Genomic DNA, 24,543 nt, shown 5'->3' with positions numbered 1-24,543 from the left:
GTAGTCGTAGCGCTTGTCCTGCAGCACTTTGACCCGGTTGTTCTGCACCCAGCCTCTGCCTTGGCTGCTGAGGGTGCTTTCCTCCAGCGCATTGATGCCGTTAGCACGCCGGGTCGTGACGAAAGTACCCGACGTACCTGAACTCACTAAACCCTAAAAATAGATAAATTTTGAAACACGTGGTCTAGCTCCAAGAAGTCGGTAATTTGCTCAAAATCATCCATCCCTGGAGGTAGTGGTAGCCCAATCCCGTTTATTCCATCCACTACAACACACCCACCATAAGCGACCTGCTTTTGCGAATTATTCACCACATCAGAAACGGTCATGCCTGCCCACAGTTTTTCATTGTATTTGTATGGATAATCTATTCCACACATAACCGAATAAACCAACCCGTCGTCCAAGCCATAACCGACAACAATTAAACCATCATCCAAAACCATAATTCCATTATTTTTTTCAACCTTGTATTCCAGAGAAAAATTTTTGACAACAGAATTTATGTGAGAATTTAGATCAATTCCACCCAAAGATTTACCCGGGACAATTTTTTCATTTATCAACATAACCCACCTAATTCAAAGGATTTTTCAATTGGCCATCCACATAAAGAGGACTATCTTTAATTTTATCGTATTTACCGAACGTTCCATGACCGATTCTCCCCTGCACTTCGCCATCGCGGTAGACCTTCCAATAGTCAGACTTATGAACTGCATTTGGGCCACACGGATGATAATCAAGCACATCAACTTTGCCATTTTTATTAGTGCGGGTATATCTGGTATGCGGAGTAGCATTCGGACTTGTCTGATGGGTACTTGCCGTATAGCCTTTCTTTTTCAACAACGCGTCCACCTGACTCGGCTTCTTGCCTGTCAAACTACCGACCCATCTTTCAGTAATTCCCTGCCTTTTCGCAAATGCTTTAGTGCACGTTAATCCGTATGGATCAGCCCATACTACAGGATTAGGGGCGTATTGATGCAGGTTCAGCCCGCCATTGAGCCCAATCGGGTCCGGCGTAGTAAACGCCCCCAAGTCCGCATCGTAGTACCGGAACGTGTTGTAGTGCAGCCCCGTCTCTCTGTCCAGGTACTGCCCCTGCATCCGCAGGTTCTGCTGCAGGGATGCCGTCTGGCTTGCCAGTTGATGCTGGGGTCTGCCTGCCGTGTCAAAGCTCTGCCACTCCTCACGGACCGTACTGCCCCACGTGGTGTACTGCGCTCGCCACACCAGGTTGCCGCTGTTGTCGCTCAGCTCCTCCGGTAGCCCATTGGGCTGGGTATGGAAGTAATACACCTGGGCGATGTCTTCTCCACCCGCGCCTTGTCGCACATTCGGTGTGCTTGACCCGCCGGGCTCGTCGTTGGCAGCAGCAGCGACGTTGAACCGGTCCGCCCACTGTGGGTTGGTGGTGGGCACGCTGCCTTGCTTGCCTTGTTCTGCATCTCCCCCCAGAGCATGCGCCGCGGCCGGGTGCGGTTCTACGCTGCCGCTTCCGTCGATGCGCGCCAGCGGCACGTAGCTGCCGGGCTCGTAGATGTAAGTGCTGGTCTGCGCGCCTCTGCTTTCCTGCAGCAGCCGCATTCCCTCCCACGTGAACACTGTCGTGCCAAAGCTGTCTGTCTTGGCGATGCGCCTGCCCAGGGCGTCGTATTGGTAGCTGAAGACTTAGCTTGCGCTCTGCCATTCCTACTGGTCAGTGCTGTCCACGCGCTGTACTACGCTGTCCTCACTGGGTGACCCAGCTATCGCTCAACTCGCCAAGCATATTCGGCACCGCGCATTCCTGAGAATTTCAAATTAAATTATTAAAAATCATTTGCCGAAAATAGACCATTGTTAATAAAACCCAAAATCGAATGATAATTATTTATTATGATTTATTTCACCATTACCATTACGTTCGCCAAACGCAAAATTCATTAAACCACTAAAAACATATTGAATCGCTTTCCACAAGCCCTTCGCGAGCAAGCAGGAACTGCTTTACTCCAACAATTAAATCCAGATAGCCTGCCTCGTATATATCTAAGAGAGAGGCTGGCGAGACGTTATTGCTCTTGTATTTTGCTGCTTTACTTTTCAACCCAAATTCCTCCGGGCGATGCCAAAAGCAGCCCTCCGGAGGCGAGTAAAAATATATCTTCTCATCGAAAAAATCCGGGAGCTTACAAAAAACCCCAGCCTGATTATCATTGGACTTTAGAGAAAAAAATGCAATTTTTTCACTTCCACCAAGCGACCCTTTTAAAAATAAGTTAATATATTTATAATTATTACTTTCAACGTTATACGAGGCAATTAAATCAACAGCACCCGAAAATCCCTGATGACATATTTCTTGTAAATTTGCCGCATGAGAATTCATCGACTTTGGCACGGGAACAAATTTATTTTTCTCAAAATCACTTATTGATAATGCAAAAGAATCATATTCATTGCAATAAAAACAAATATCATTTGCGCTGATTTTTGGCGCAATTACCAAGTTCAAACCATCGCTTCGTCTTTCTAAGTGATTGGAATCTTGATGTATAAAATAAACTTTTTCCATAGCTATTAAAGAACGGGATATGATGTTACAACTTGATTGGAATTTGGCTTAGTAATAATTAAAACATTATTTAAAACTTTTCCGTGATCGGGATGACTAGCACTTCCTCCTTGAATCCCCGCATTTCGCATTGGGACCGTATAAGCAAGATTTCCGTTTGGCTGAACAACCGGCTGAACCCCCTGGTCCTTGGCAATCTTCCATGCCTGTGCAGTCTGATTTATCGGGTTTCCTGAAAAAACTCCATGAGGTACATTTCTATTGGGGATATCCTCACCATGCCTTCTAACGTGGTCCTTACGAGTCAGTCCTTCTCTGTCACGCGACCCATTCCACTTTAGTGGGTGATTTGTTCCACACCTCTCCCAACCCCAAGGATCAATCCAGCTAATCGGATTCGGCGCATACTGATGCAGATTCAACCCGCCATTGAGCCCAATGGGGTCCGGCGTAGTAAACGCCCCCAAGTCCGCATCGTAGTACCGGAACGTGTTGTAGTGCAGCCCCGTCTCTCTGTCCAGGTACTGGCCCTGCATCCGCAGGTTCTGCTGCAGTGATGCCGTCTGGCTCGTCAGTTGCTGCTGGGGTCGGCCAGCCGTGTCAAAGCTCTGCCACTCCTCACGGACCGTGCTGCCCCACGTGGTGTACTGCGCCCGCCACACCAGGTTGCCGCTGTTGTCGCTCAGCTCCTCCGGTAGCCCATTGGGCTGGGTGTGGAAGTAATACACCTGGGCGATGTCTTCGCCACCGGCGCCTTCTCGCACATTCGGTGTGCTTGACCCGCCGGGCTCGTCGTTGGCAGCAGCAGCGACGTTGAACCGGTCCGCCCACTGTGGGTTGGTGGTAGTGCTGTTCGGTGTGGCTGCCTATGCGCTTTCTGATCAGGCGGCCAGAGCCGTCGTAGTCGTAGCGCTTGTCCTGCAGCACTTTGACCCAGTTGTTTTGCACTTAGCCTCTACTCTTCCTCTGGCGCTTGTTGGTACAGCGCCAGCAGCTATGGTTTTTGGATTCTCGGGGCTGCGGCATCGGTCCTTGGGTGCCCAGCCCACCTCGCTCCATAGCATCCCCGCTGGCACTAAGGCGCGCCAGCGTTACATCGTTGTCTGACTCTTGGTTTTTGACTAAATTAAAAATATGTCATCGCCAAATTCCCGAAGCAGCCTCAAGCATCCATAAAATCGTCATTTTCCCTGTAGTAATTTATTGCCTTTACGAAATTATTATCATCAAAATGCTCATTATTTATGCCAGCATTTTCAATAACGCTTTTTAAAACATCAATCTGCATCCAAGGATAAAGATCAAGGTTTTTGACGGACGCAGGCAAATAGGGTCCAGCTTCAGACTCATAAACTTCATCATCAGCCATCTCCTCAACCTCGTTCTCAGATATAAAATAGAATTCACAATGCTGGGGATTATTATGCCAAGCCTCAATATTAGTATATATCCATTCATTTTCTCCTGCTGAGACAACGCATTCATATAGCTCTGATAGAGAAGTCATTTTTTTCATCGTCAATTCCAAAAAGATAGTTATCTACAACCACTGCCGCCACCCCATGAACCACGCCCACCTTTACCTGATGGGTGAAAATCCTTGTGCCTCGAATTATGGTCATTTCTGTCGACCAACTGGAGCAGCCCTCCTACCCGCTCATGGTGATGCCACGTCAGATTCGCTGGAGGTTTGCCGCTAAAAGCACCACGCTTGCCAGGAGATACATGATCATAAGTGTCCGGATATTTAGCTTCAATTTCGCCCGCAAGGCTGGATCATTCTTCATTTGATAATAGAGCTGCCTATTAGATTCTTGAAAATGCTTATAGTCAGACATACGGTACATGTCTTTGCCCACCCTCGCTTCACCATGGACGTCATACTGACCAGCTGCACCAGTGCTAGCCCACCCCCAAGGATCAATCCAGATAATCGGATTCGGCGCATACTGATGCAGATTGAATCCGCCATTGAGCCCAATAGGGTCCGGCGTAGTAAACGCCCCCAAGTCCGCATCGTAGTACCGGAACGTGTTGTAGTGCAGCCCCGTCTCTCTGTCCAGGTACTGCCCCTGCATCCGCAGGTTCTGCTGCAGGGATGCCGTCTGGCTTGCCAGTTGATGCTGGGGTCTGCCTGCCGTGTCAAAGCTCTGCCACTCCTCACGGACCGTACTGCCCCACGTGGTGTACTGCGCTCGCCACACCAGGTTGCCGCTGTTGTCGCTCAGCTCCTCCGGTAGCCCATTGGGCTGGGTATGGAAGTAATACACCTGGGCGATGTCTTCTCCACCCGCGCCTTGTCGCACATTCGGTGTGCTTGACCCGCCGGGCTCGTCGTTGGCAGCAGCAGCGACGTTGAACCGGTCCGCCCACTGTGGGTTGGTGGTGGGCACGCTGCCTTGCTTGCCTTGTTCTGCATCTCCCCCCAGAGCATGCGCCGCGGCCGGGTGCGGCTCTACGCTGCCGCTTCCGTCGATGCGCGCCAGCGGCACGTAGCTGCCTGGCTCGTAGATGTAGGTGCTGGTCTGTGCGCCTCTGCTTTCCTGCAGCAGCCGCATTCCCTCCCACGTGAATGCAGTCGTGCCAAAGCTGTCTGTCTTCGCGATGCGCCTGTCCAAGGCGTCGTACTGGTAGCTGAAGACCTGGCTTTGCGGCTGGCCGTCTTTGCCTGCCCCTAGCTTTGCGAATATTCGCAAACAGTACTGCCTTAGGTGGTGCACTTCGCTTGCCACACCAAATTTCCGCTGAAGTCGCTCAGCTCTTCTGCAGCCCATTGGGCTGCCTGTGAAAGTGGTACTCCTTGGCAGTGTCTTCGCCGCCATGGCCTCTCACACATTTGCTCTGTTTGACCCGCCGGCTCGTTGTTAGCCGCAACAGCCATATTAAACCAGCCCGATTACTACAGCTTGGTCTTGTGCACGCTGCCTTGTTCTGCATCTCGTCCCAGATGAACGAAGTGGCGCCAAAGCCGTCGGGCTTGGCTATGCGTCTGCCACAGCTACAGCCGTAGTGGAAAATCTCTCTATTCAATCCGACTCCGCATAAATATTTTCTTTGTGCTGAATGCACAGATCAATAAATTTTATTATTTCAAACGCCAGAGATTTTTCCGACAAGTCATTCACGAGTCCGAGGATTTCTTTTTTAAAATCGTCTAATTCACCATAACTAATTGTTGAATCCTCGTAGTAGTCTGATATTTTATGCAACGTAGGGAATTTTTTAGCGGGATTTGCGAGTGCAAATATTTCAGCATGCAATGATTCATGCATTGAAATAAATCTCTGAGTGCCATTCAAATCTCTTTTATTTTTTGCAGCAACCAAATCTAATGACATATAAGGTCCATGTTAATCAGATGGAAATGAAGTAACTACGTTGCCGTGCCTGTCGGTTACAACCGTAATTTTAGTTTGATCTTTTGAAACGCCAGTCTGAGGGTCTGTTTTTGAACCCACTTTTTGCTTGTGGTCCAATTCATATTTAGTACGGCCATTTTTCTGGGGCGTCGCTTTTCCATGCTTGACCGTTTTCTCAATTGCTTTCTTTAAGTTCCCTTCCTTGCCCAATTCAAACTTGCTTTTATGAGCCCATCTGGGCTTTGTAGTCAGGACGTGTCTTTCCTTAACATGCTTCCAACCCTTTTTCGTCCAATTTGGTCCGCATGCCCATCCCCAAGGATCAATCCAGTTGATCGGATTCGGCGCATACTGATGCAGATTGAATCCGCCATTGAGCCCAATCGGGTCCGGCGTAGTAAACGCCCCCAAGTCCGCATCGTAGTACCGGAACGTGTTGTAGTGCAGCCCCGTCTCTCTGTCCAGGTACTGCCCCTGCATCCGCAGGTTCTGCTGCAGTGATGCCGTCTGGCTTTCGAGTTGTTGTTGGGGTCGGCCTGCCGTGTCAAAGCTCTGCCACTGTTCACTGACCGTGCTGCCCCACGTGGTGTACTGCGCCCGCCACACCAGGTTGCCGCTGTTGTCGCTCAGCTCTTCCGGCAACCCATTGGGCTGGGTGTGGAAGTAATACACCTGGGCGACGTCTTCGCCACCCGCGCCTTGTCGCACATTCGGTGTGTTTGACCCGCCGGGCTCGTCGTTGGCAGCAGCAGCGACGTTGAACCGGTCCGCCCACTGCGGGTTGGTGATGGGCACGCTGGCTTGTTTGCCCTGTGCCGCATCTCCCCCCAGGGCGTGCGCAGCCGCCGGGTGCGGTTCTACGCTGCCGCTTCCGTCGATGCGCGCCAGCGGCACGTAGCTGCCGGGCTCGTAGATGTAGGTGCTCGTCTGTGCGCCTCTGCTTTCCTGCAGCAGCCGCATTCCCTCCCACGTGAACACTGTCGTGCCAAAGCTGTCCGTCTTGGCGATGCGCCTATCCAGGGCGTCGTACTGGTAGCTGAAGACTTGGCTTTGCGGCTGGCCGTCTTTGCCTGCCCGCACCACCGCCACCTGGGTCAGCCTGTGCTGGTGGTCGTAGCGGTAGTGCTGTTCGGTGTGGCTGCCTATGCGCTTTCTGATCAGGCGGCCAAAGCCGTCGTAGTCGTAGCGCTTGTCCTGTAGGACCTTGACCCGGTTGTTTTGCACCCAGCCTCTGCCTTGGCTGCTGAGATTGCTTTCTTCCAGTGCGTTGATGCGGTTGCCCGCCAGGTCGTAGTGGAAGTGTTCGTTGCGCTCGGGCTGTGTGGCATGCGTGTGGGTGATGCGCCCACCCTGATCGTACTGGTGCCTTGTCTGGCCTTGCTGGCTGTGCTCGACGCTGGTGAGCTCGCCATTCTTGTCGTAGCCGTAGCGCTTGAGCAGTGTGTCTTCTGGGTTCTGTCGCTGCAGGCGTTGGGTCCAGTCGCCGCTGTAGGGGCTCCACCGGCTGTCGGCACGTTGGTCACTGCCGATGCCATGGCCCACACGCAGCATGGCAGGGCGAACCCAAGTGGCGGCTTTGCGACCTACGGGGTCGTAGGCAAAGCGGCTGGCCAGGCGGCCCTGCGTGCGCAGAACTTCGCGATGCAGGTCGTCGCGCTCGATGTCAGCCAGGACTGCGCCGTCCAGGTTGATCTGGTGCAGATGGCCGCTGCCGTAGTACAGGTGGTTGAGCGTGCGCCCGTCCGGCAGTGTGGTGCCGGTGCGGTTGCCCAACGCGTCGTATTCGTAGTGCAGCACGGTGCTGCGCTGCTGGCCTTGCACGGTGTGCTCAGCGGTCTCTTGCAACACCTGTCCCAGCTTGTCGTACTGCCAACTGTGCCGAGACTGGGGCTCTCCCTGCGGGTTGCTTTGCAGGGCTTGATGCAGATCGCCTGTCGGGGTGTAGGCGTAGTCGATGCAGGTTTGCAGCTCGGGCAGTTGGGCCTCTGTTGTGCCGGTGCCAGCGCCAGGCAAATAGATTTTTTTCTGGATGAGCTGACCCGCAGCGTCTCGCACCAGTTGCGTATGGATCGGCTTCACATCGGCATGCCCTGGCACGGCATCGCCCATGCCCATAGACATGGGGTGTTCCGTCACGCCGACGACCTGGCCTGCAGCATCATGGTGCAGCACTTGGCGGGTACCGTCGATGCGGGTTTCCATCAGCAGCCGGTCGGCCGCGTCGTAGGTGAATTGGTAGGCTTGGCGGTTTTCGTTGACCAGTACGGCAAGGCGTCTTGCAGAGTCATAGCCGAGCTGGATGTTGCTGCTGAAGCTGCCAATCGCTTTGCTGCGCCCGGTGAGTTGACCGCGCAGGTTGTAGCTGTAGCTGGTGCTGTGGCCTAGGGCATCCTGTGCAAGCACGCACTGCCCCGACGGGTCATAGCGGTAATGATGTGCGGCCCCATCGGGCAGCGTCAGTGTCAGCAGCCTTCCCTGCGCGTCGTGCGTCAATGTGGTGGTGTGGCCCAGTGCATCAACCTCTTGGTGCAGGTAGCCGCGCTGGTCGTACGTGTAGCGTGTGGTTTTGCCACTGCAGTCCGTGTAACTGGTAAGCAGCCCGCGAACGTCCCAGGCCAGTTGCTTGCGTCCACCGTGTGCGTCAGTGATGACCAATGGCAAACCGCGCTCGTTGTTGGCGTACAACGTGGTATGCCCCAGGGGGTCGATTTCGGCAGTCAGGTTGCCGTCGTTGTCATAGTGATAGCGCCAGCTGGCACCAGCTGCATCGCTAGTGGCCAGAAGCAGACTGGCGGGGGCCGGGCTCCACTGGGTGCTCTCTGTACGACCCAGCGCATCGGTTGTCTGGATCAGATTGCCGGCCTCATCGTATGCGTAGGTGGTGGTCCGGCCCAACGGATCAGTGTGGCTCAGCAATTGCCTTGTGTCACTCCACGTCTGCGTGTATCGGTTACCCAGTGCGTCGGTGTAGGCGGTGATTTCGTGATCGGCATTCCAAGCCCAGGTGCGCGTGCGGATTTGGGCGCTCTCGCCTGAACCCAGCCGCTCTGTCACCGTCGTGGTGCCTGCCGCCAAGTCATACTGAAACTGATAATTTTCTCCGTCGTCTGTCCAGTGCTGTACAACGCGCGGATGAGGCCCTGATCTTTTTCCCAAGTTCTGAGAAAAATTTTGCCAGCGGTAGTGGCAGGTCAAGCCGGTCGAAAGGCGGTGCTGGGCCATCAGTCCGTCCGCATAACCAAACAGGCGCTGAATCTGACCGTCCCGACCAATCACTTCGGTCAGCTGACCCTGGCCGTCATAGCGATAGCGCGCCAGCACTTCGGGAATTTCTGGCACCTCATGCGCTGCGGTGTTGGCGCCCGTCACCAAACGGATTTGTGCGATGCGGTTCCCTTCGCCTTCGTAGTCGAAGGCGAGCAAACGGCCCGTGTTGTCGGCCAGATGGGTCAGCCGATGAAGTTCGTCGTAGCGTAGCGCCTGAAAATTGCTGTTGCGGTCTTCAATACGACGCAACGGAAGCACACGACTTCCCAGGCCCAAAACACAAGCGTCATCGGGCTTTCCAAACCACTGGTGGGTGCCGTCTGGCAGCACCACGAAGAAATCTCCGCCCTCGCTGCATAAGACTGCGATTCCTTCGGCCACGCTGTAGTGGCTTTCACCTGGCGCCGGCACCGGGTACTCAATGTCACGGCCATCGTCACCATAGTAGGTAACGGTGGGAATACCCTGCACATCGGTCCCAAGGTGCAACTCGGCCGTGTAAGGGCTGCTCCAGCCCTGACCGAAGTGAGTGCGCGAACGCAGGTCCAAGCTGTTGTAGACCCGTTGAAAGACGACAGGCAAGCCACCAGGGAGTACGAAATCCAGGTCTTCGTCACCGGCGAGCAGCTTTGCTCCCGTCGCGATGTGAACCGGGTTGGCCACAATGTCCGCGATTTCATTCAACGACATTCCGGCCTGTACCATCTGAACGATACATTTCGCGTTCTTGAGAACTGCGCGTGGGTCTTTCAGCAGCTTTGGTAAGCACTTGAGGCTTTTGATCGCGCTGTAAATTCCATAGCCGATGATGGCGGCTCGCAGGAAGATGTTGCCTTCTGCGTCATATTTCCGAACGGTCGCGGGCGGGCCGCCGATGAAGACGTTGGGGGACCCTTCGTGGATGTAGGCTCCACATTCAACCTTGTCGTCCTTTCGGGCGGCAAGGGCATGGTTGATAAGCGTCTGCTCAGGGCGATCGGCGGCTCCCTGAGCAATGAAATTGGTTGGGCGACTTGTGTGTTTGCTGCAAATGACGCTGTCCAGCGGCATCGCATTGGTCGCGCGCGCGGCTTTCTTGCCGTTGATCTTGACGTTCTCTGACCCCGTGATGATCTTGCCAGTGACCGTGGGCGGGAATAGAAAATCGGCCGCCGCGGTTCCCAACGCTTGACCAGCCTGCATGCCGTAATGCGTCCCGGCAAGCGTTGCTGCAGCAGTAATCACCGGTGCAGCAGGCGCAGCAAAACCACCTGTAATAAAGGTCAGTCCTGCAGAAACAGCTCCGCCAATCGCGCCTCCTACAAAACCGCCCAACATGCCGCCACCCACCACCCCAGCCAATTGCAAAAGCATTCTTGCATTGGCACTCGTATGGGCAATGGGGTCGTCAATACGGGCCGCGGCGGGATAGGTGCTCATGAAGGAGGGAATGCACTAGGCTGTTGGATCAAGGCAGTAGCAAAAAGCCGGGGGCTGGAATCGGTTTTGCACGGACTGGGGGTGAGGGCGAGTTGGCAACTCGCGACCGGTCATGCAGGCTTGAAACTGGCACGTATGGCGCGCCACTGCGTCAGTTGGGCGTCTGAGAGAGGAGCTTGGGCAGCCGCTGTCATCACCACTACGTTGCCCGTGTTGCCCAACAGATAGCCAACTTGGCGTTGGTAGACCATCACGCCGTCTTGTTTGAACTGCACGGCGTATTCGATAGCCCGCAGTTGACCGGACGCGGGGTCTTTGTGATCGCTTCGATCAGTGAACTCAGCCATGCTGAATTGCTGGCCCAGCAGCTGCAATTGCCGGTTTACCAACTGCTCGAACGTTTCGCCAGGCTCAAGTCTGGACCTGGTCACCACCACACTGAATCCAAGCCCACTATGCCCTGCGAGTAGCACGTTGATGCTGTTGTCTTGCATGCCGTCGGGAACGCTGAACGACCCTTCATTGATTTGGTACTGCATCGAAATTCCGGTTCAGTTCATAGAGATGTGTAGGCCCAAAGCGCGATGCGCTCTGCAGTGCACTAGGGGCAATTGAGCTGTATTGGCGCCCCGTGCACATCCAGCAGTTCACTGAGCTTGATCAGCCCGTTCTTGCCCTTGATGACCACCTCGCCCTTGTCCGTGAGCTTGAGCGAGGCGACTCCTTCGCCCTCGCCAATGGTCAGCGTGATGCTCTCACCCGCCTGCAGGCGGATGTGTTTGGCAGCCTTCACCAGCACCGAGTCCTTGGTCGCCTGGATGTTGACGTTCTGGTCGCCCACCACGGTCGCAGTGTCCGTCTTGGACGCCAGCGTGATGTTCTGCTGCGCGGTCAGGTTCATGTTGCCCGTCTGGGCTTCCGATGCGATATCGCCCTTGGTCACGGTGTTGCGCTGGCCGCCCTCTGACACGTGCGTCAGCATGCCGCCCTTGGCCAGCTGGGTCAGCTGCGCGCCGCTGGACAGCGTGATGTGCTGCTTGGCATGCATCGAAACGCTCTGCCCCGAACTGACCACGATGGGCTTGGGGCTGATCATCGAATGCCCCTCGGGGCTGACGATGGAGACGACCGGCTTGCTGATGTCTTTGGACAACTCTCGCAACGCCTGCGACTGAGGCATGGCGGGGTCGGTGTTGGTCGGCATCGATGTCTCCGCCCCAGCGCCACCACCCCCTCCGCCTCCACCGCCGGCAAGCGCAGCGATGGCCGCAGCTGCTTTGGACAATGTCGCCATCGCCGCCTTGCCGCCGGTCATGGCAGCAATGCCTGAACTCAGTTCCATCATGTGCGAGGTCTTCAGGCCGTTGATGGCCTCAATCGCACTGTTCATGGCAGACACCGCCTCACCAGCCTCCTCCATCAGCGACGCGGTGTTGGCCAGGCCTTCACCCAGGCCATCGAACCCATCTGGGTTTTCATGCGATATCTTCTGCTTGAAGTCCTGCGTATACGTCGTGATCAGCAACCCCTTGTCCGCCCGAATAGCGCCCCATTCATTCGTGCGCAGCTCAAAGCCATAGCTGCGCTTGGCCTCCGAGCTCTGGTTCATCAGGTAACCCATGTGCAGATGGGTATTGCCGTGGTCCGTGGACAGCTCGATGTGCTCGATGCCCTTCTGGTCTTCGAACCGCAGCATGTGCTTGCCGCCGCCGCCCTTGCTCCAGTTGGTCTGAAAGCCCGACTGCGTCTTGTGCTTGGGCAGCTCCCACGGGGGCATCTGGTCGTTGTTGTAGACGCGGCCGGTGATGATGGGGTAGTCAGGGTCGCCGTTCAGGAAGTCAACGATGACTTCCTGGCCGATGCGGGGCGTGAAGATGCCGCCGTACTTGGCGCCGGCCCAGGGGTGCGACACGCGGATCCAGCAGCTGGAGTTTTCGTCCATGGCGCCGATACGGTCCCAGTGGAATTGCACCTTGACCCGGCCGTACTTGTCGGTCCAGATTTCTTCTCCAGGCGGGCCGACGACCACGGCCGTCTGCGGGCCCTGGCTGCGGGGCTTGGGGGTGACGCGCGGCGGCGTGAAGGCCAGGCTGGTGGGCTGCGCCTTCAGCACAAAGCGCTGGATGGACCCCACCTCGTCCTTGGTGGTCTTGGGTGTAGGTTTGGCGATGCTGCTGACTTCCGGGTTCTCCTGGAAGTGGTATTGAACCGCGGTAATCAGGTACTGCTGGTTCTGATCCTCGCGGGGATAGTTGTCGAGGTTGAAGGTGTAGCCCGGGGTCAGCGCGCGGCAGCTTGATTTGCCCTGCACGACGCTCTCGCGGGTGAGGTTTTCCTGCAGACGCACCCGCACGTAGGTTTCACCGTCTCCGTACTCGGTATAGCCGCCGGGCCATTCATACACTTCGTGGCTGTCGTGCGCATGGCCCACCGGCATCTCGCGCATATTCGACAGATCGGCCTTGGGCTTTTTGAAGTCGTAGTCGTCGTTGTAATGGCGGCCCGATTTGATCTCCTCGGCCAGCTCCCACGCAAAGACACATTCCCGCTCGGAAATAGCCGCCTTTTCGGGCGGGTAGAACGGCAGCGTGGCGGCGCCTGGCAGCGGACTGTGCGATGCCACGATATCGTCCGCCAGCGTCAATACGTGCTGGCCGGGGGAATGCTGGTGGTAGTAATAGATGCCCTCGTGCTCCATGAGCCGAGATACAAACTGGCAGTCAGATTCGTTATATTGAACGCAATAATCCCAAGTACGATAACTACGTGTCAGCTTCTTTTCCAGCGGGTATCCGTATTTACCGAGAACTTCTTCAATAATCTCGGGAACTGTTTTATTCTGGAATATCTTGAAGTCGCTTTTGCGGGTGGCCAGCCACAGCCATGGGCTCAGGCGCGCCCGGTACGAGAACATGCGGTGGTCCTGGCCCTGCATGCCAAATCGGGTGACGATGGCGTCGATGTAGCGCTGACCGCCGCCTTCGGTCTCCACCACGATGGTGGCATTTTTGCCCAGCAAGGCCTTGGGATCGATGCTTTTGCTTTCGCTCAGCAGATCTACATCCAGAGAAAATAACTGGCTGATTTCTTCAGTGCCCTGCAGCTGCCGGAACTTGAGCTGCTCGCCCAATGGGGTTTGGATGGTGACGCGGCGTTTCATGTGCTGCAGGCATCAAGCCCGTTGTTTCTAAGTGCTGCGGATGATAGCCATGAGAGCAGCAGATTCCCTTGACAACCACGCTCACTAACCCCAGAAAATTACCGCAAAAGGTAACCGAAGTAACCAATATGGAATAACAGCGACCTTTTGCAACGGTTAGTGCGGCAACCCTCGCCTGAACGTGAGTGCAGTACACGCTATGGCACTACGCTGCGCCAACTGCACACCACCCTCTCGCGCCCTGAAGTCGGATGAACGCTGACGGCACCTTCGATGAGCCCGCATCGGGCATAAAAGCGCCGCGCACGCAGGTTCGCTGTCGCCACATGCAGCGTCCAGCCCGCTGGGCACAGGCTTTGGCAGATTTCCTGCACCATCGCGCCACCCAACCCCTGGCTTTGCGCGCCAGGCGCCACGAAGAGCTGGTGCAGGTGGCTGTGCGCCATGTGGAGCACCATGAATCCCAACAGGGCTTCGTCTGCGCGCTCGACCAGCAGCGCGGTGCAGGGTGGGCCGAACTCGGAACGCACCCGGTCTTCCCAGTGGGCCAGTGGTGCCACGGTGAGTACCCCGGGGTTGGCTGAACGCCAGGCCTCACGCCAGAGGCGGGCCAGCTCGGGCGCATCCCGGCCGACGGCGGAGCGTAGTACCACCGTCGGCATCAGGTCGGACAGGCGAAGGCTCATCCACGCATTGTGCTGTCGGTCTGGCTGCTTTGCACCGGGGTGGCGGCCTCACCTGCAGCGTGGTACCGCCCGGCACCGGGTGCATTTCTGGACAGCCCGAACAACGGCCGCAGCCACCCCACGCGCCGCACCGCGGCCGTGAGGGCCCAGCACAGCCCCGCCGTACCCACCAGAAGGACCAGGGGCTCCACCACGGGACCCAGTTGCCAAGGCAACAAGGCCACCACCAGCACGATGATGACGGTCTGGTGCAGCACATACCAGGCGTAAACCGACTCATTGGCCCACTGCAGCCAAGGCCAGGGACGGTTCAGGTAGCGGTGGACCCACCCCAGGATGGTGAGCAGCGCGGCCCAGGCGTAAACATCGGCCAACACCCGCACAGCCACGCGCACCGGCAAGCCGGCCTGCTGCACCCACACCGCACCGCGCAGTCCGAAATGCAGCGCCAGCAACACGGCCGCCAATCCCAGCGTGCGCCAGCGCAGGCGCACCAGCTCGTCCCACAGCCCCTCGTCCAGCCCGATCCAGTAGCCGTAGACAAACAGCGTGAAGTACACGGCATGCACCCAGCCATCGTGGATGAGGTCGTGCGTGGCGTCGAAGTGCGGCCAGCGCAGCACCGTGGTCAGCGCCAGTGGCAGCACAGGCACGAGCACCAGTGCGGTGCCCCGCAGGCGGGTGAATGCGCGGCGCAGCCCTTGGCCCGGCAGCGACTCCGCCAGCGGCAGCAGCGCGGCCAGCACCATGGTGTAGGCCCAGAGGTACGCCAGGTACCACAGGTGGTTCCAGGTGACGCCCGCGTGCCAGCCGTCGAACGCCCCCGCCGGCCACGTGCTGCCACCGTAGTAGCGCCGCAGGAAGTCCCCAAAACCCGGCGCGATGAGCCCGTTGGCCACGCCCTGCGCATAGGGCTGGTAGGGCACCACCACCGCCATGCCGAAGGCCAGCGGCACCAGCAGGCGCAGGCTGCGCAGCCGGACCAGGCTCATCAAGCCGTGCCCGCGCCGCACCAGTCCGAAGGCGAGCCCTGAGATGAGGAACACCAGGTCCATGCGCCAGAGGTTGAGCGCCCGCATGGGGCCCTGCAGCCAGTCGGCAGCGTGCGGGCTCTTGAGGTGCCAGTGCCAGTCGGCCACGTAGTACATGCCCACGTGGTAGACGATGACGAGCGCAAACGCCAGCGCGCGCAGCGCGTCGATATCGTGGCGGCGCGGGGCGGTGCAGCCGGGGGGCGGTGTGGACATGCGAAAAGGGGAAATGGTTGCAATGCCCCGGATGCTCTGGCCACGGCCTGCCGCGCGGTGCGGTCCAGGGAAGGTCCGCGGCCCCTGCGGGACGAGCGGCGAGCAGCAGGGACGAACGACGCGGCCCCACAAGGGCAGGGACGCCCTGCGCCTGCCTACACTTGCCAACCATGACCGCCCCCGCGACCCCCTGGATCGACCGCTATCCCCACGACCGCGCCCTGCGCCGGCGGGCCGAGATCGGCTTTTGGGCCGTGGTGCTGCTGGTCCAGGCGGCCTTCAACACGGTGGTGACCTGGGTCGATCTGCGCGGCACCCAGCGGGTGGTGGCGGCATGGGAGCCGTTGCTGTGGGAGCTGTCCAGCGTGGCTGTGGTCGCAGCGCTGATCCCCGCCGTGGTGGCTGTAGAGCGCCGCTTCACCTTGCGCTGGGGCACGCTGCGGCGCCACCTGCCCTGGCACGTGCTGGCCAGTGCGGTGTACTGCAGCATTCACTTGGCGGGCATGTGGAGCCTGCGCCACGCAGCGTATGCGGCCCTGGGCCACAGCTACCAGCCCGCGGGCTGGTGGGAGCAGTGGGGCTACGAATACCTCAAGGACGTGCGCAGCTACGCGCTCACAGTGAGTGCGCTGGTGAGCTACCGGTTCTTGCTGCTGCGGCTGCAGGGTGAAGCCCGGGTGCTGGATGCGCCGGAACCCGCTAACCCCATCGCCATCTCCACGGCGGTCTCCACCGTTCCAGTGCCCGTCCCGACCACAGCACCAGAACCGGCCGCTTCCACGACCTCACCCGCCGCACTGGAGCCCGCACCCATCGCTGCGCCAGCGCCGCGGCCCGAGCGCTTTCTGGTGCGCAAGCTGCGGCGCGAGTTCCTCATCGCCGCGAGCGACATCGCCTGGCTGCAGGCCGAGGCCAACTACGTGGGCCTGCATGTGAACGGCCACGACTACCTGTTGCGCTCCACACTCACCGACTTCCTCGCCCAGCTGGACCCTACCCGCTTCGTTCGCGTGCACCGCAGCTATGCCGTCAACCTGGACGCGATAGCAGTGATCGAGCCGCTGGACAGCGGTGACGCGCGCGTGGTCATGAAGGATGGCAGTACCGTGCCGTGCAGCCGCCGTTACCGGGACGCCCTGGCGCCGCAGCGGGGTTGATGCTGCGGCCCCGCGTCGCTCAGGCATTCAAACCCGGGACTTCCGCAGGCGGCCACTCCGGCGGCCGCGAGCCCATCTCGGCCTCGACCTTGCGCAGCATGTCGGCCAGGGTCTTGCCGGGCTCCTGGCGGAACTGCTCGTCCGTCACCACCAGGTCCACGATGCGGTCGATGCGAAAGCCGCGGAAGTCGCCGCGCAGCTCGCACCAGGCCGACAGCGTCCAGACCTTGCCCCAGTAGAAGCAGCCGAGCGGGCGCAGTCGGCGCAGGCTTGCGCGGCCTTGCACGTCGGCATAGTTGACCTGCACCACATGGCGGCTTTGCACGGCCTCGCGCAGGGACTGCAGGGTGGCCTGGGCCTGGGGGCCCAGGCCGACGGATGGGGCGTACAGCGCCTGGGCTTCGGCGGCCACGCGCGCGGCCGGGGGCAGCACGGACAGGATCTTGCCCAGTGCCCCTTCCACCTCGCGCGCCAGACCGGCGTCCAGCCACGCCTGGGCCAGCCGGGCGGCGGCCACCAGGGCGTTGGCCTCGCCCTGGCTGAACATCAAGGGCGGCAACTCGAACCCCGCGCCCAGGCGGTAGCCGACGCCGGCCTCGCCCTCGATCGGCACGCCCTGGTGCTGCAGGTCCGCCACGTCGCGGTAGATGGTGCGTGCGGACACCTCCAGCCGCTCGGCCAGGAATGCGGCCGTGGACAGGCGCCTGCCGCGGATGAGCTGGACGATCTGAAAAAGGCGGTCTGCGCGGCGCATGGGCTTGGGGTCGGCTCCGTTGGGATGTTGAGGCGTTGAGGCGTTGAGGCGTTGAGGCGTTGAGGCGTTGAGGCGTTGAGATATTAGGGTGATTCAGGCCCCTACCGCTTGATCAGTAAGCGCCAGAAGCTATCAAATCAATAGCATCTGCTTGTCACGGTTCAAAGGTGCGCTCAGCGGGCGCCTTCGTCACCACAAGTCGCCCGCTGAGCACCATGCTACGGCTTCACGCCGATGTGGATGGCGACCTTGTCCGGGCCTTCGTAGGCCTCGAAGTCGGTGCCGAAGCGGCGCTGCACCGTGGGGTTGTCGGCAAAGTAGTGCCAGATGCGCACCCAGGTGTCGATCACCATCTGGGGCATCTCGCCTTCGCCTGTGAAGACGAGGTAGTCGCCGGCCTCGATGTCGACGCGGCTCGCGCCAGGCACCGCCTGGGCCTGCTCGGGTTCGGCCACGGCGACGCCGGCCGTCACGTCGAAGGCGCCGTGTTCGTTGGACTCATAGCCGCTGTACACGCCGAAGATGCGGCCGTCCCCGTTCCCGTCCCCATCGCCGCGGCTGGGCAGCTTGCGCTCCCAGCTCTGGGTGAAAAAACGGTTCCACAGGCCGCCAAGGCGTGCGATGGCGGGGTTCATCTCGTCGCTGTTGCGGGTGCGCACGGCAATGCCGGCCACGCTGAATGCGGGGATCTGTACGGAGGTGGGGGTGCGGGTGGTCATGGGATGGGTCCTCTCTCTCGGTGTGTCTGGTGTGGTCGGTCAGGGAGCCGACCGGCCGACCGGTCGGCGGGGGTGTGCAGCTGCAAGACCCGCATGGTGCAGACCCGCTGCTGACAGCCTGATGTCAGTAGCCTGCAGCGGGCACAGTGATGGGCGCCAACGGCTGCTGACATCGGGCGTCAGCAGCCGGCGGGCCTGCGACCGCCTAGCGCTGCGGGTCCACGATGGCTGCCGTGGCCCGGCGCACCAGCGGCAGCACCAGCAGCAGTGTCGGAAAGGCCACCAGCCAGGACAGCGCCCAGGAGCTCATCCACAGGCGCAGCACGTCCAGCGTGAAGCCCGCCACACGCAGGGTGCTGATGAGCGAGACGATGAAGGTCATGAGCAGCGACAGCAGCAGCGGCATGACCCAGGTTGCCGAGCGCGCGGGGAGCTTGCGCAGACCGAGGAAGGTCTTGGAGGAACGCTCAGGAGCCGAAGGAGCCGCCGCAGATGAGGAAGACGCGGGAGATAGAGGCGGTGCGGACCCCGCGGCTGGAGCGGAAGACCCGGTGCGGGGAGACGAAGATTGGTTCATTGAAGTTCCATGAAGCAGGCCGGTCAGTCAAGGTGCCGTCCCCCTCTGGCCTGCACGGCCGGCGCGAGACCACCACCCCGGCAGGGCCGGCGTTGGTTGGCACGTTGATTGACGTAAACGCTTACGGCAACCCATGAACCGGGCCGCAGCAGGATTCTATGCGGCCCCGGCGTGGCCGCGCAGTGGTGGTGGTGTTGATGGTGGCAGCGGTGCACCGCCCGCCAGCAGATGGCGCGTGATGTGCGCGGCCACTGCCGAGGCGTGCATCTGGGCCATGTCGTGGGCGCCGCCCGGCAGCACGTGCAGCGGCGCATGGGGCAGCAGGCCCTGCAGCCGCTCGCCCACGGCCACGGGGCTGATGGGGTCGGCGTCGCCCCACAGCAGCAGTGCAGGCGCGCTCAGCGACGCGAGTTGTCGCGCCAGGTCCCAGCGCTCGTGCGCCATCCACTGCGGAAAGGCAGGGTTCGAGCGGATGAAGTCGGCGCGCCAGTCGTGGGGGCGCAGGTCGTCGATGGGCACGCCGCCCGATGTGGCCACGAGCACCAGGTGCGTCAGGTGTTCAGGCCGCTGCAGGGCGGCCAGCACCGCCACCACGCCACCCATGGACTGGGCGATCAAGGCACAAGGCTGGTCCATGTGCGGCGTGACCGCATCGACCAGGTCCTGCATGCTGCCAGCCGCGTCAGGCGGCATGTCCGCCGCCGATGCCACACCGAACCAAGGCCAGCCCAGCAGCACGCGTTCTGCCGGCAGCGCGATGGCGTTCGCAGCGGGTTGCCAGAACGCGGGGTTGCCGCCCACGCCGGGCAGGAAGATCAGGCGTGTCGGCGTGGTCACCTACGTGGGATTGACGTGGGGATCGGTGCGGCCATCGGCGTCGGTGCAGACGTCGGCGCGAGACCGGTGACTGGGTTCAACTGCCCTGCGCAGGGGCAGGGGCAGCCGGCGGCACGGCCGCTGCGTCGGCTTGTGCTTGCGCTTGCGCTTGCGCTTGCGCTTGCGTATTCACGTCTGTGTCGTTCACATCCGCATCCACCTCCGCGGCTGCATCGGGGTTCGCCTCGGCGTCGGCGGCAGGCGCCACCGACGATGCTGCAGCACCAGCCGCTGCTGCGGCCTCAGCCGCAGCGGCCTGCTGCAGCCGCGCCGCGGCGAGGCGGCGTGCGCGCTCCAGCTGCTGGCCCACACTGCGCGGCACCAGGCCGTACATGTCGGCAAAGGCTTCGAGCGTCTGGCCGCTGGCTTCGAAAGCACGCAGCAGCGCCTCGTCCTTGGCGTTGCGGGCAGCCCATTCGGCAAAGGCCTCCTGCAGGATGGCATTGGATGCTTCGTCGCGGCCCTGCACCAGCTCGGAGTACGCCTCGCGCGTCAGGCCCGTTGCCTCGAACGCGGCGATCATGCGGTTGCGCAGCTTGGGCAGCAGGTCTTCGGTGGGGCGGGCCTTGTTGTTCTTGCGGCGGCGGTAGACCTCCAGCAGGGCATGGTGCACATGTTCGGGCGCCATGTCTTCCACCGGCTGGCCCGACAGGTCGTGGCGCTTGTCGCCGGCCGCCACGCTTTGCAGATAGCGGGTGGACCGGGTGTGTATGCCCAGCGCCACCTTGAGCTCGTCACGCTCGAAGGCCTCTGGCTGCGCTGCCAGGATGTCCTGGAAGACGCCGCGCTTGAGCGGGCGGAACACCGCGCCGAAGAGCTGCGGGTACAGGCTGGCCAGTTGCTCGAGCATGGGGTGCGTGCGAGGAGGCGTGCGGGCCGCCGCAGCGCGTTCGCCCGGCTGTGCCTGCGCAGCAGCCGCTTCGCCGCCGGGCGCTGCTGCGCCCTGGCGCGCCGCGCCGCCCCGATTGCCACGGCGGTCACCGCCGCCGCGGCGCGGCCCGCCGGTGCGGCGGCCTGGCTCCTGCCCGGGCGTCTGCGCGCCAGCCGACGTTGCGGTCACGGCAGGTGCGGCTGCAGCAGCGGCCTCGGTGGACGCGGACTCAGCGGCAGCGGTCGGGGCTGCGTTCGGTTGTTGTTCTTGTGCGGACACGGGATCGGTCATGGCGGTACGAAAAAGGGGTGGGGTGTGGGGCGACAAACCCTCAATCATGCCAGCGTTGTCAAAAATGCCCGCCAGCGGATGTAACCGGCATCACGCCAAGGCCTCGTCCAGCACCTCGATCCAGTGCCGCACCGGCGTGCCCGTGCCGCTTTGCAGATGGGTGATGCAGCCGATGTTGGCCGACAGGATCATGTCCGGCGGCTGCTCGCCGAAGGCCTCGGCCAGCACGCCCAGCTTGCGGTCGCGCAGCTGGTAGGACAGCCCGGGGTTCAGCACCGAATACGTGCCCGCCGAGCCGCAGCACAGGTGCGCTTCGTTGCGCGCAGCGCGCAGCTTGAAGCCCAGGCGCGCCAGGTGCACCTCCACGCCGCCCCGCAACTTTTGCCCGTGCTGCAGCGTGCAGGGCGGGTGGTAGGCGTACAGCACGTCGGCCGCAGGCTGTGCGCGGCCTGCGAGCTTGTCGGCCAGCTCGGGCAGCATGTCGGGCAGCAGCTCGGACAGGTCGCGCGTGAGTGCGCTGATGCGCGCAGCCTTGGCCGCGTACTGCGCGTCATCCTTGAGGATGTGGCCGTACTCCTTCACGGTGACGCCGCAGCCCGAGGCGTTCATCACAATGGCCTCCACCCCGCCCTGCTCCACCAGCGGCCACCAGGCGTCGATGTTGGCGCGCATCTCGGCCATGCCGCCTGTCTGGTCGTTGAGGTGGAACTTCACCGCGCCGCAGCAACCCGCCTTGGCGGCGACCACGGTCTGGATGCCCGCCGCGTCCAGCACGCGTGCGGTGGCGGTGTTGATGTTGGGCATCATGGCCGGCTGCACGCAGCCCGCCAGCATCAGCACCTTGCGCGCATGTTCGCGCGTGGGCCACGCGCCAGCGGGCTGCGGCGCGGGCACCTTGGCCTTGAGCGCCCCAGGCAGCAGGCCGCGCACCATCTGCCCGGCCTTCATCGCGGGGCCGAACAGGGGCGACGGCAAGCCTTCTTTCAACGCCCAGCGCAGCGCCTTCTCGCCCAGGGGGCGCGGCACTTTCTCATCCACGATCTTGCGGCCGATGTCCACCAGGTGGCCGTACTCCACGCCGCTCGGGCAGGTGCTTTCGCAGTTGCGGCAGGTGAGGCACCGGTCCAGGTGCATCTGGGTGCTGCGCGTGGGTTCGGCCCCTTCGAGCACCTGCTTGATGAGGTAGATGCGGCCGCGCGGGCCGTCCAGCTCGTCGCCCAGCAACTGGTAGGTGGGGCAGGTGGCAGTGCAAAAGCCGCAGTGCACGCACTTGCGCAGGATGGCTTCGGCCTCCAGGCCGTCGGCGCGGGCGCGGTATTCAGGGGAGAGTTGGGTTTGCATCGAGCATGCCTGACGGAAAGGGAGCGAAGGACCGGGTGATCGGGGTGCGGGCCGCAGCTACACGGCCGGGGGCGGCGGCAGCGGCACCACCTTGCGCCGCGGGTGCAGCAGCCGCGCGCGGTCGGCCCACAGCGGCGGCAGCGAGAGCACCAGCAGCACGAGCGCCAGCGGCACCACGAAGACAAAACCCACGCGGCTGAAGCCCGCCGCGCCCGCGATGCCGCCCACCAGGAACATGCCCAGCAGCCCCGCGAAGAGCCGCAGGCGCATCTGGTTGGCCCGCACCTGCGACTCGGGCGCGGTGCCGGTGCGGTTCCAGTAGAGCATCTTGCCCAGCTCGATGCCCAGGTCGGTCACCACGCCGGTCATGTGCGTGGTGCGGATCTGCGACGACGACATCTTGGTCACCGTGGCGTTCTGCAGGCCCATGATGAACGACAGCAGCAGCACCGTGACCGGCACCGCAAACGGCGTGGGCCAGCTCAGCGTAATTGCGCCCACCAGGCCGAACACCAGCATGAGCACGGCCACCAGCAGCAGCGGCAGCGCATAGCTGCTGTGCAGGCGCCGCTGCCGCGCCCAGTTCACCATCACCGATGTGGTGGCCGCGCCGCACAGGAAGGCCAGCAGCGCCCCCATAGCCCCCAGCACCAGAGCGGTGTTGCCCAGCACGAGGCTGTCGGCCAGCATGGAGACAAAGCCCGTCATGTGCGATGTGTACAGGTGCACCACCAGGAAGCCCCCGGCATTGACCGCGCCCGCGTTGAAGGCCAGCAGCAGGCCCAGCACGCGGTTGCTCGCCACCGTGCGGTGGTGCCCCGTCAGGTGGCGCAGATGTCGTCGCATGGCGTTGGCAGCAAGCACGTCCCGGGCCTACCAGGCCTGCGCCATGCGGCCGGGGTTGAAGATGCCCGCCGGGTCGAAGCTGTGCTTGAGGCGGGCGTGGATCTGCTCCAGCGCGCGGGATTTTAGGTCTGACGGGCCGCTACCGCTTGCTGGATCTGCGCCAGAAGCTATGAAAACAGTAGCACTCCCGCCCACGGCGCGCGCAGCGTCGCGCAAGGCGTCGCCCGCCGAATCCGGTGCCTGCACCCAGCGCAGCGCGCCATGCCACTCGATGAGCGGCTGGGTTGCTTCGGGCAGGCTGAGCACCGGCGCGGTCTGCGGCACCGACAGGCGCCACAGCGCGTGGCCGGGGCGCTGCGCGCGGTCGGCGAACCACGGCAGGGTCTGGTCGCGGCAGGCATTCCAGTCGGGCGCCGTGGTGGTGTTGTCCATGCGCGTGCCGCCCATGCTGCGGCAGGCGGCGTCCACAGCCGCCACGGCGCCGCGCAGGCGCACGTAGAGCGTGCCCACAGCCCCGTCCTGCACCCAGCAGCTGGCGTTCAAAGGCAGCGGCTGGCCGCCCCAGGCGTGCAGCTTGCGCAGCGCGTCGGCCTGGTTGCATTCAAAGCGCAGCGTAGCCTCGGCCGGGGCCACCGGCAGCACCTTGAGGCTGACCTCGGTGAGCAGCCCGAGCGTGCCCCAGGCGCCCGCCATGAGGCGCGATACGTCGTAGCCCGCGACGTTCTTCATCACCTGGCCGCCAAAGCTGAGCAGCTCCGCGCGGCCGTTGAGCAGCGTGACGCCCAGCATGTAGTCGCGCACCGCACCCACGCTGGCACGCGCCGGGCCCGACAAACCCGCGGCGACCATGCCGCCCACGGTGGCGGCGTCCGAAGGCGCCTGGGCGAAATGCGGGGGCTCGAACGGCAGGCACTGGCCCTGTGCGGCCAGCGCGGCCTCCAGCTCGGCCAGCGGGGTACCGGCGCGCACGGTGACGACCAGTTCGCTGGGCTCGTAGCTCACGATGCCGCGCAAGGTGCGGGTGTCGAGCACCTCGCCATGCAGCGCCAGGCCATGGAAGTCCTTGGTGCCTCCACCGCGGATGCGCAAGGGCGTCTGGTCGGCGGCGGCTGCGCGCACACGGTCGGCGATCTGGGCAAGGGCGTGGTCCATGCCTGGGATCGTAGCGGCAGGCACCTGCCGTGCGACGGCCTGGGCGCGTGAATTTTTTGAACAGCGCGCTGCAATTCGGCGGAGGTTGCCTTGGCCGCTGAAGATGCGGCGCTCGCCTTGGCGGCGTTCAAGCGGGCGTTCAGGGCGCGTTCAAGGGGCGTTCAAGGGGCGTTCAGGTGGTCAGCGTGCGGGGCTGCACGGGTCTGCAGGCCCCGCCGCACGCGAAAAAAGCCCGCCAGGGCGGCGGGCTGAAGAACC

20 protein-coding genes and 2 pseudogenes are annotated in these 24,543 nt (G+C 61.5%); 1 reads left to right on the top strand and 21 read right to left on the bottom strand.

Features of this window, described 5'->3' with window-relative positions; all coding sequences use genetic code 11:
• Positions 1–146 precede the first annotated feature (146 nt).
• The 13 genes and pseudogenes from ACSQ3N_RS01440 to ACSQ3N_RS01380 form a co-directional block, all read right to left on the bottom strand.
• The gene (locus tag ACSQ3N_RS01440; protein WP_436145415.1) at positions 147–569 is read right to left on the bottom strand and encodes a hypothetical protein; all 423 of its coding nucleotides are present in this window, start codon (positions 567–569) and stop codon (positions 147–149) included.
• Between the two features lie 7 nt (positions 570–576).
• A complete protein-coding gene (locus ACSQ3N_RS01435; RefSeq protein ID WP_436145414.1) occupies positions 577–1,593 on the bottom strand; it encodes an RHS repeat-associated core domain-containing protein in 1,017 nt (338 codons plus the stop codon).
• Between the two features lie 346 nt (positions 1,594–1,939).
• Positions 1,940–2,563, bottom strand: a complete 624-nt coding sequence (locus tag ACSQ3N_RS01430) for a hypothetical protein (protein WP_436145413.1) — start codon at positions 2,561–2,563, stop codon at positions 1,940–1,942.
• A gap of 359 nt (positions 2,564–2,922) precedes the next feature.
• Positions 2,923–3,291, bottom strand: a pseudogene (locus ACSQ3N_RS01425) (RHS repeat-associated core domain-containing protein); the annotation flags it as partial.
• Positions 3,292–3,725: 434 nt separating this feature from the next.
• Positions 3,726–4,079, bottom strand: coding sequence for a DUF7716 domain-containing protein (locus ACSQ3N_RS01420; RefSeq protein WP_436145412.1), 354 nt, complete (start codon positions 4,077–4,079; stop codon positions 3,726–3,728).
• 20 nt (positions 4,080–4,099) lie between these two features.
• The gene (locus ACSQ3N_RS01415; RefSeq protein ID WP_436147902.1) at positions 4,100–4,207 is read right to left on the bottom strand and encodes a hypothetical protein; all 108 of its coding nucleotides are present in this window, start codon (positions 4,205–4,207) and stop codon (positions 4,100–4,102) included.
• A 29-nt stretch (positions 4,208–4,236) separates the two neighbouring features.
• Positions 4,237–5,295: an RHS repeat-associated core domain-containing protein gene (locus tag ACSQ3N_RS01410; RefSeq protein WP_436145411.1), complete on the bottom strand. Its 1,059-nt coding sequence runs from the start codon at positions 5,293–5,295 to the stop codon at positions 4,237–4,239.
• 294 nt (positions 5,296–5,589) lie between these two features.
• Positions 5,590–5,901, bottom strand: coding sequence for a hypothetical protein (locus ACSQ3N_RS01405; RefSeq protein ID WP_436145410.1), 312 nt, complete (start codon positions 5,899–5,901; stop codon positions 5,590–5,592).
• Between the two features lie 12 nt (positions 5,902–5,913).
• Positions 5,914–10,608 (bottom strand): RHS repeat-associated core domain-containing protein, encoded by a 4,695-nt coding sequence (locus tag ACSQ3N_RS01400; RefSeq protein ID WP_436145409.1) that lies wholly within the window; start codon positions 10,606–10,608, stop codon positions 5,914–5,916.
• 110 nt (positions 10,609–10,718) lie between these two features.
• Positions 10,719–11,147, bottom strand: a complete 429-nt coding sequence (locus ACSQ3N_RS01395) for a DcrB-related protein (protein WP_056163313.1) — start codon at positions 11,145–11,147, stop codon at positions 10,719–10,721.
• Between the two features lie 62 nt (positions 11,148–11,209).
• A complete protein-coding gene (gene tssI / locus ACSQ3N_RS01390; RefSeq protein WP_436145408.1) occupies positions 11,210–13,768 on the bottom strand; it encodes a type VI secretion system tip protein TssI/VgrG in 2,559 nt (852 codons plus the stop codon).
• Positions 13,769–13,965: 197 nt separating this feature from the next.
• Complete coding sequence (locus ACSQ3N_RS01385; RefSeq protein ID WP_436145407.1) at positions 13,966–14,454, bottom strand: N-acetyltransferase family protein; 489 nt, start codon at positions 14,452–14,454, stop codon at positions 13,966–13,968.
• A complete protein-coding gene (locus ACSQ3N_RS01380; RefSeq protein ID WP_436145406.1) occupies positions 14,451–15,701 on the bottom strand; it encodes an acyltransferase family protein in 1,251 nt (416 codons plus the stop codon). Before ACSQ3N_RS01380 ends, ACSQ3N_RS01385 begins: the two co-directional genes overlap by 4 nt.
• A gap of 170 nt (positions 15,702–15,871) precedes the next feature.
• Between ACSQ3N_RS01380 and ACSQ3N_RS01375 the strand changes: the two genes are divergently transcribed.
• Entirely contained in the window at positions 15,872–16,858 is a 987-nt protein-coding gene (locus ACSQ3N_RS01375) for a LytTR family DNA-binding domain-containing protein (RefSeq protein ID WP_436145405.1), read from the top strand.
• A gap of 19 nt (positions 16,859–16,877) precedes the next feature.
• Here the strand turns inward: ACSQ3N_RS01375 and ACSQ3N_RS01370 are convergent, their stop codons facing one another.
• The 8 genes and pseudogenes from ACSQ3N_RS01370 to glcE form a co-directional block, all read right to left on the bottom strand.
• A complete protein-coding gene (locus tag ACSQ3N_RS01370; protein ID WP_056163300.1) occupies positions 16,878–17,612 on the bottom strand; it encodes a helix-turn-helix transcriptional regulator in 735 nt (244 codons plus the stop codon).
• Between the two features lie 218 nt (positions 17,613–17,830).
• Positions 17,831–18,331 carry a GyrI-like domain-containing protein gene (locus ACSQ3N_RS01365; RefSeq protein ID WP_436145404.1) on the bottom strand — a complete coding sequence of 167 codons (501 nt, stop codon included), beginning with the start codon at positions 18,329–18,331 and terminating at the stop codon, positions 17,831–17,833.
• A 205-nt stretch (positions 18,332–18,536) separates the two neighbouring features.
• Positions 18,537–18,908, bottom strand: coding sequence for a DUF2798 domain-containing protein (locus ACSQ3N_RS01360; protein WP_082516742.1), 372 nt, complete (start codon positions 18,906–18,908; stop codon positions 18,537–18,539).
• 156 nt (positions 18,909–19,064) lie between these two features.
• Positions 19,065–19,745, bottom strand: coding sequence for an alpha/beta fold hydrolase (locus ACSQ3N_RS01355; protein ID WP_056163296.1), 681 nt, complete (start codon positions 19,743–19,745; stop codon positions 19,065–19,067).
• A 286-nt stretch (positions 19,746–20,031) separates the two neighbouring features.
• Positions 20,032–20,946: pseudogene (locus tag ACSQ3N_RS01350) on the bottom strand (ProQ/FINO family protein); the annotation flags it as partial.
• A gap of 90 nt (positions 20,947–21,036) precedes the next feature.
• Positions 21,037–22,287: a glycolate oxidase subunit GlcF gene (glcF, locus tag ACSQ3N_RS01345; protein WP_436145403.1), complete on the bottom strand. Its 1,251-nt coding sequence runs from the start codon at positions 22,285–22,287 to the stop codon at positions 21,037–21,039.
• 57 nt (positions 22,288–22,344) lie between these two features.
• Positions 22,345–23,133 (bottom strand): YoaK family protein, encoded by a 789-nt coding sequence (locus tag ACSQ3N_RS01340; RefSeq protein ID WP_436145402.1) that lies wholly within the window; start codon positions 23,131–23,133, stop codon positions 22,345–22,347.
• Between the two features lie 27 nt (positions 23,134–23,160).
• Positions 23,161–24,285: a glycolate oxidase subunit GlcE gene (gene glcE / locus ACSQ3N_RS01335; protein ID WP_436145401.1), complete on the bottom strand. Its 1,125-nt coding sequence runs from the start codon at positions 24,283–24,285 to the stop codon at positions 23,161–23,163.
• Between the last annotated feature and the right edge of the window lie 258 nt (positions 24,286–24,543).

Source organism: Acidovorax sp. LjRoot194, assembly GCF_964253015.1.
Taxonomy (GTDB): Bacteria; Pseudomonadota; Gammaproteobacteria; order Burkholderiales; family Burkholderiaceae_C; genus Acidovorax.
The sequence above is the reverse complement of the archived record's forward strand: the minus strand, read 5'-3'. Positions and strand labels throughout refer to the sequence as shown.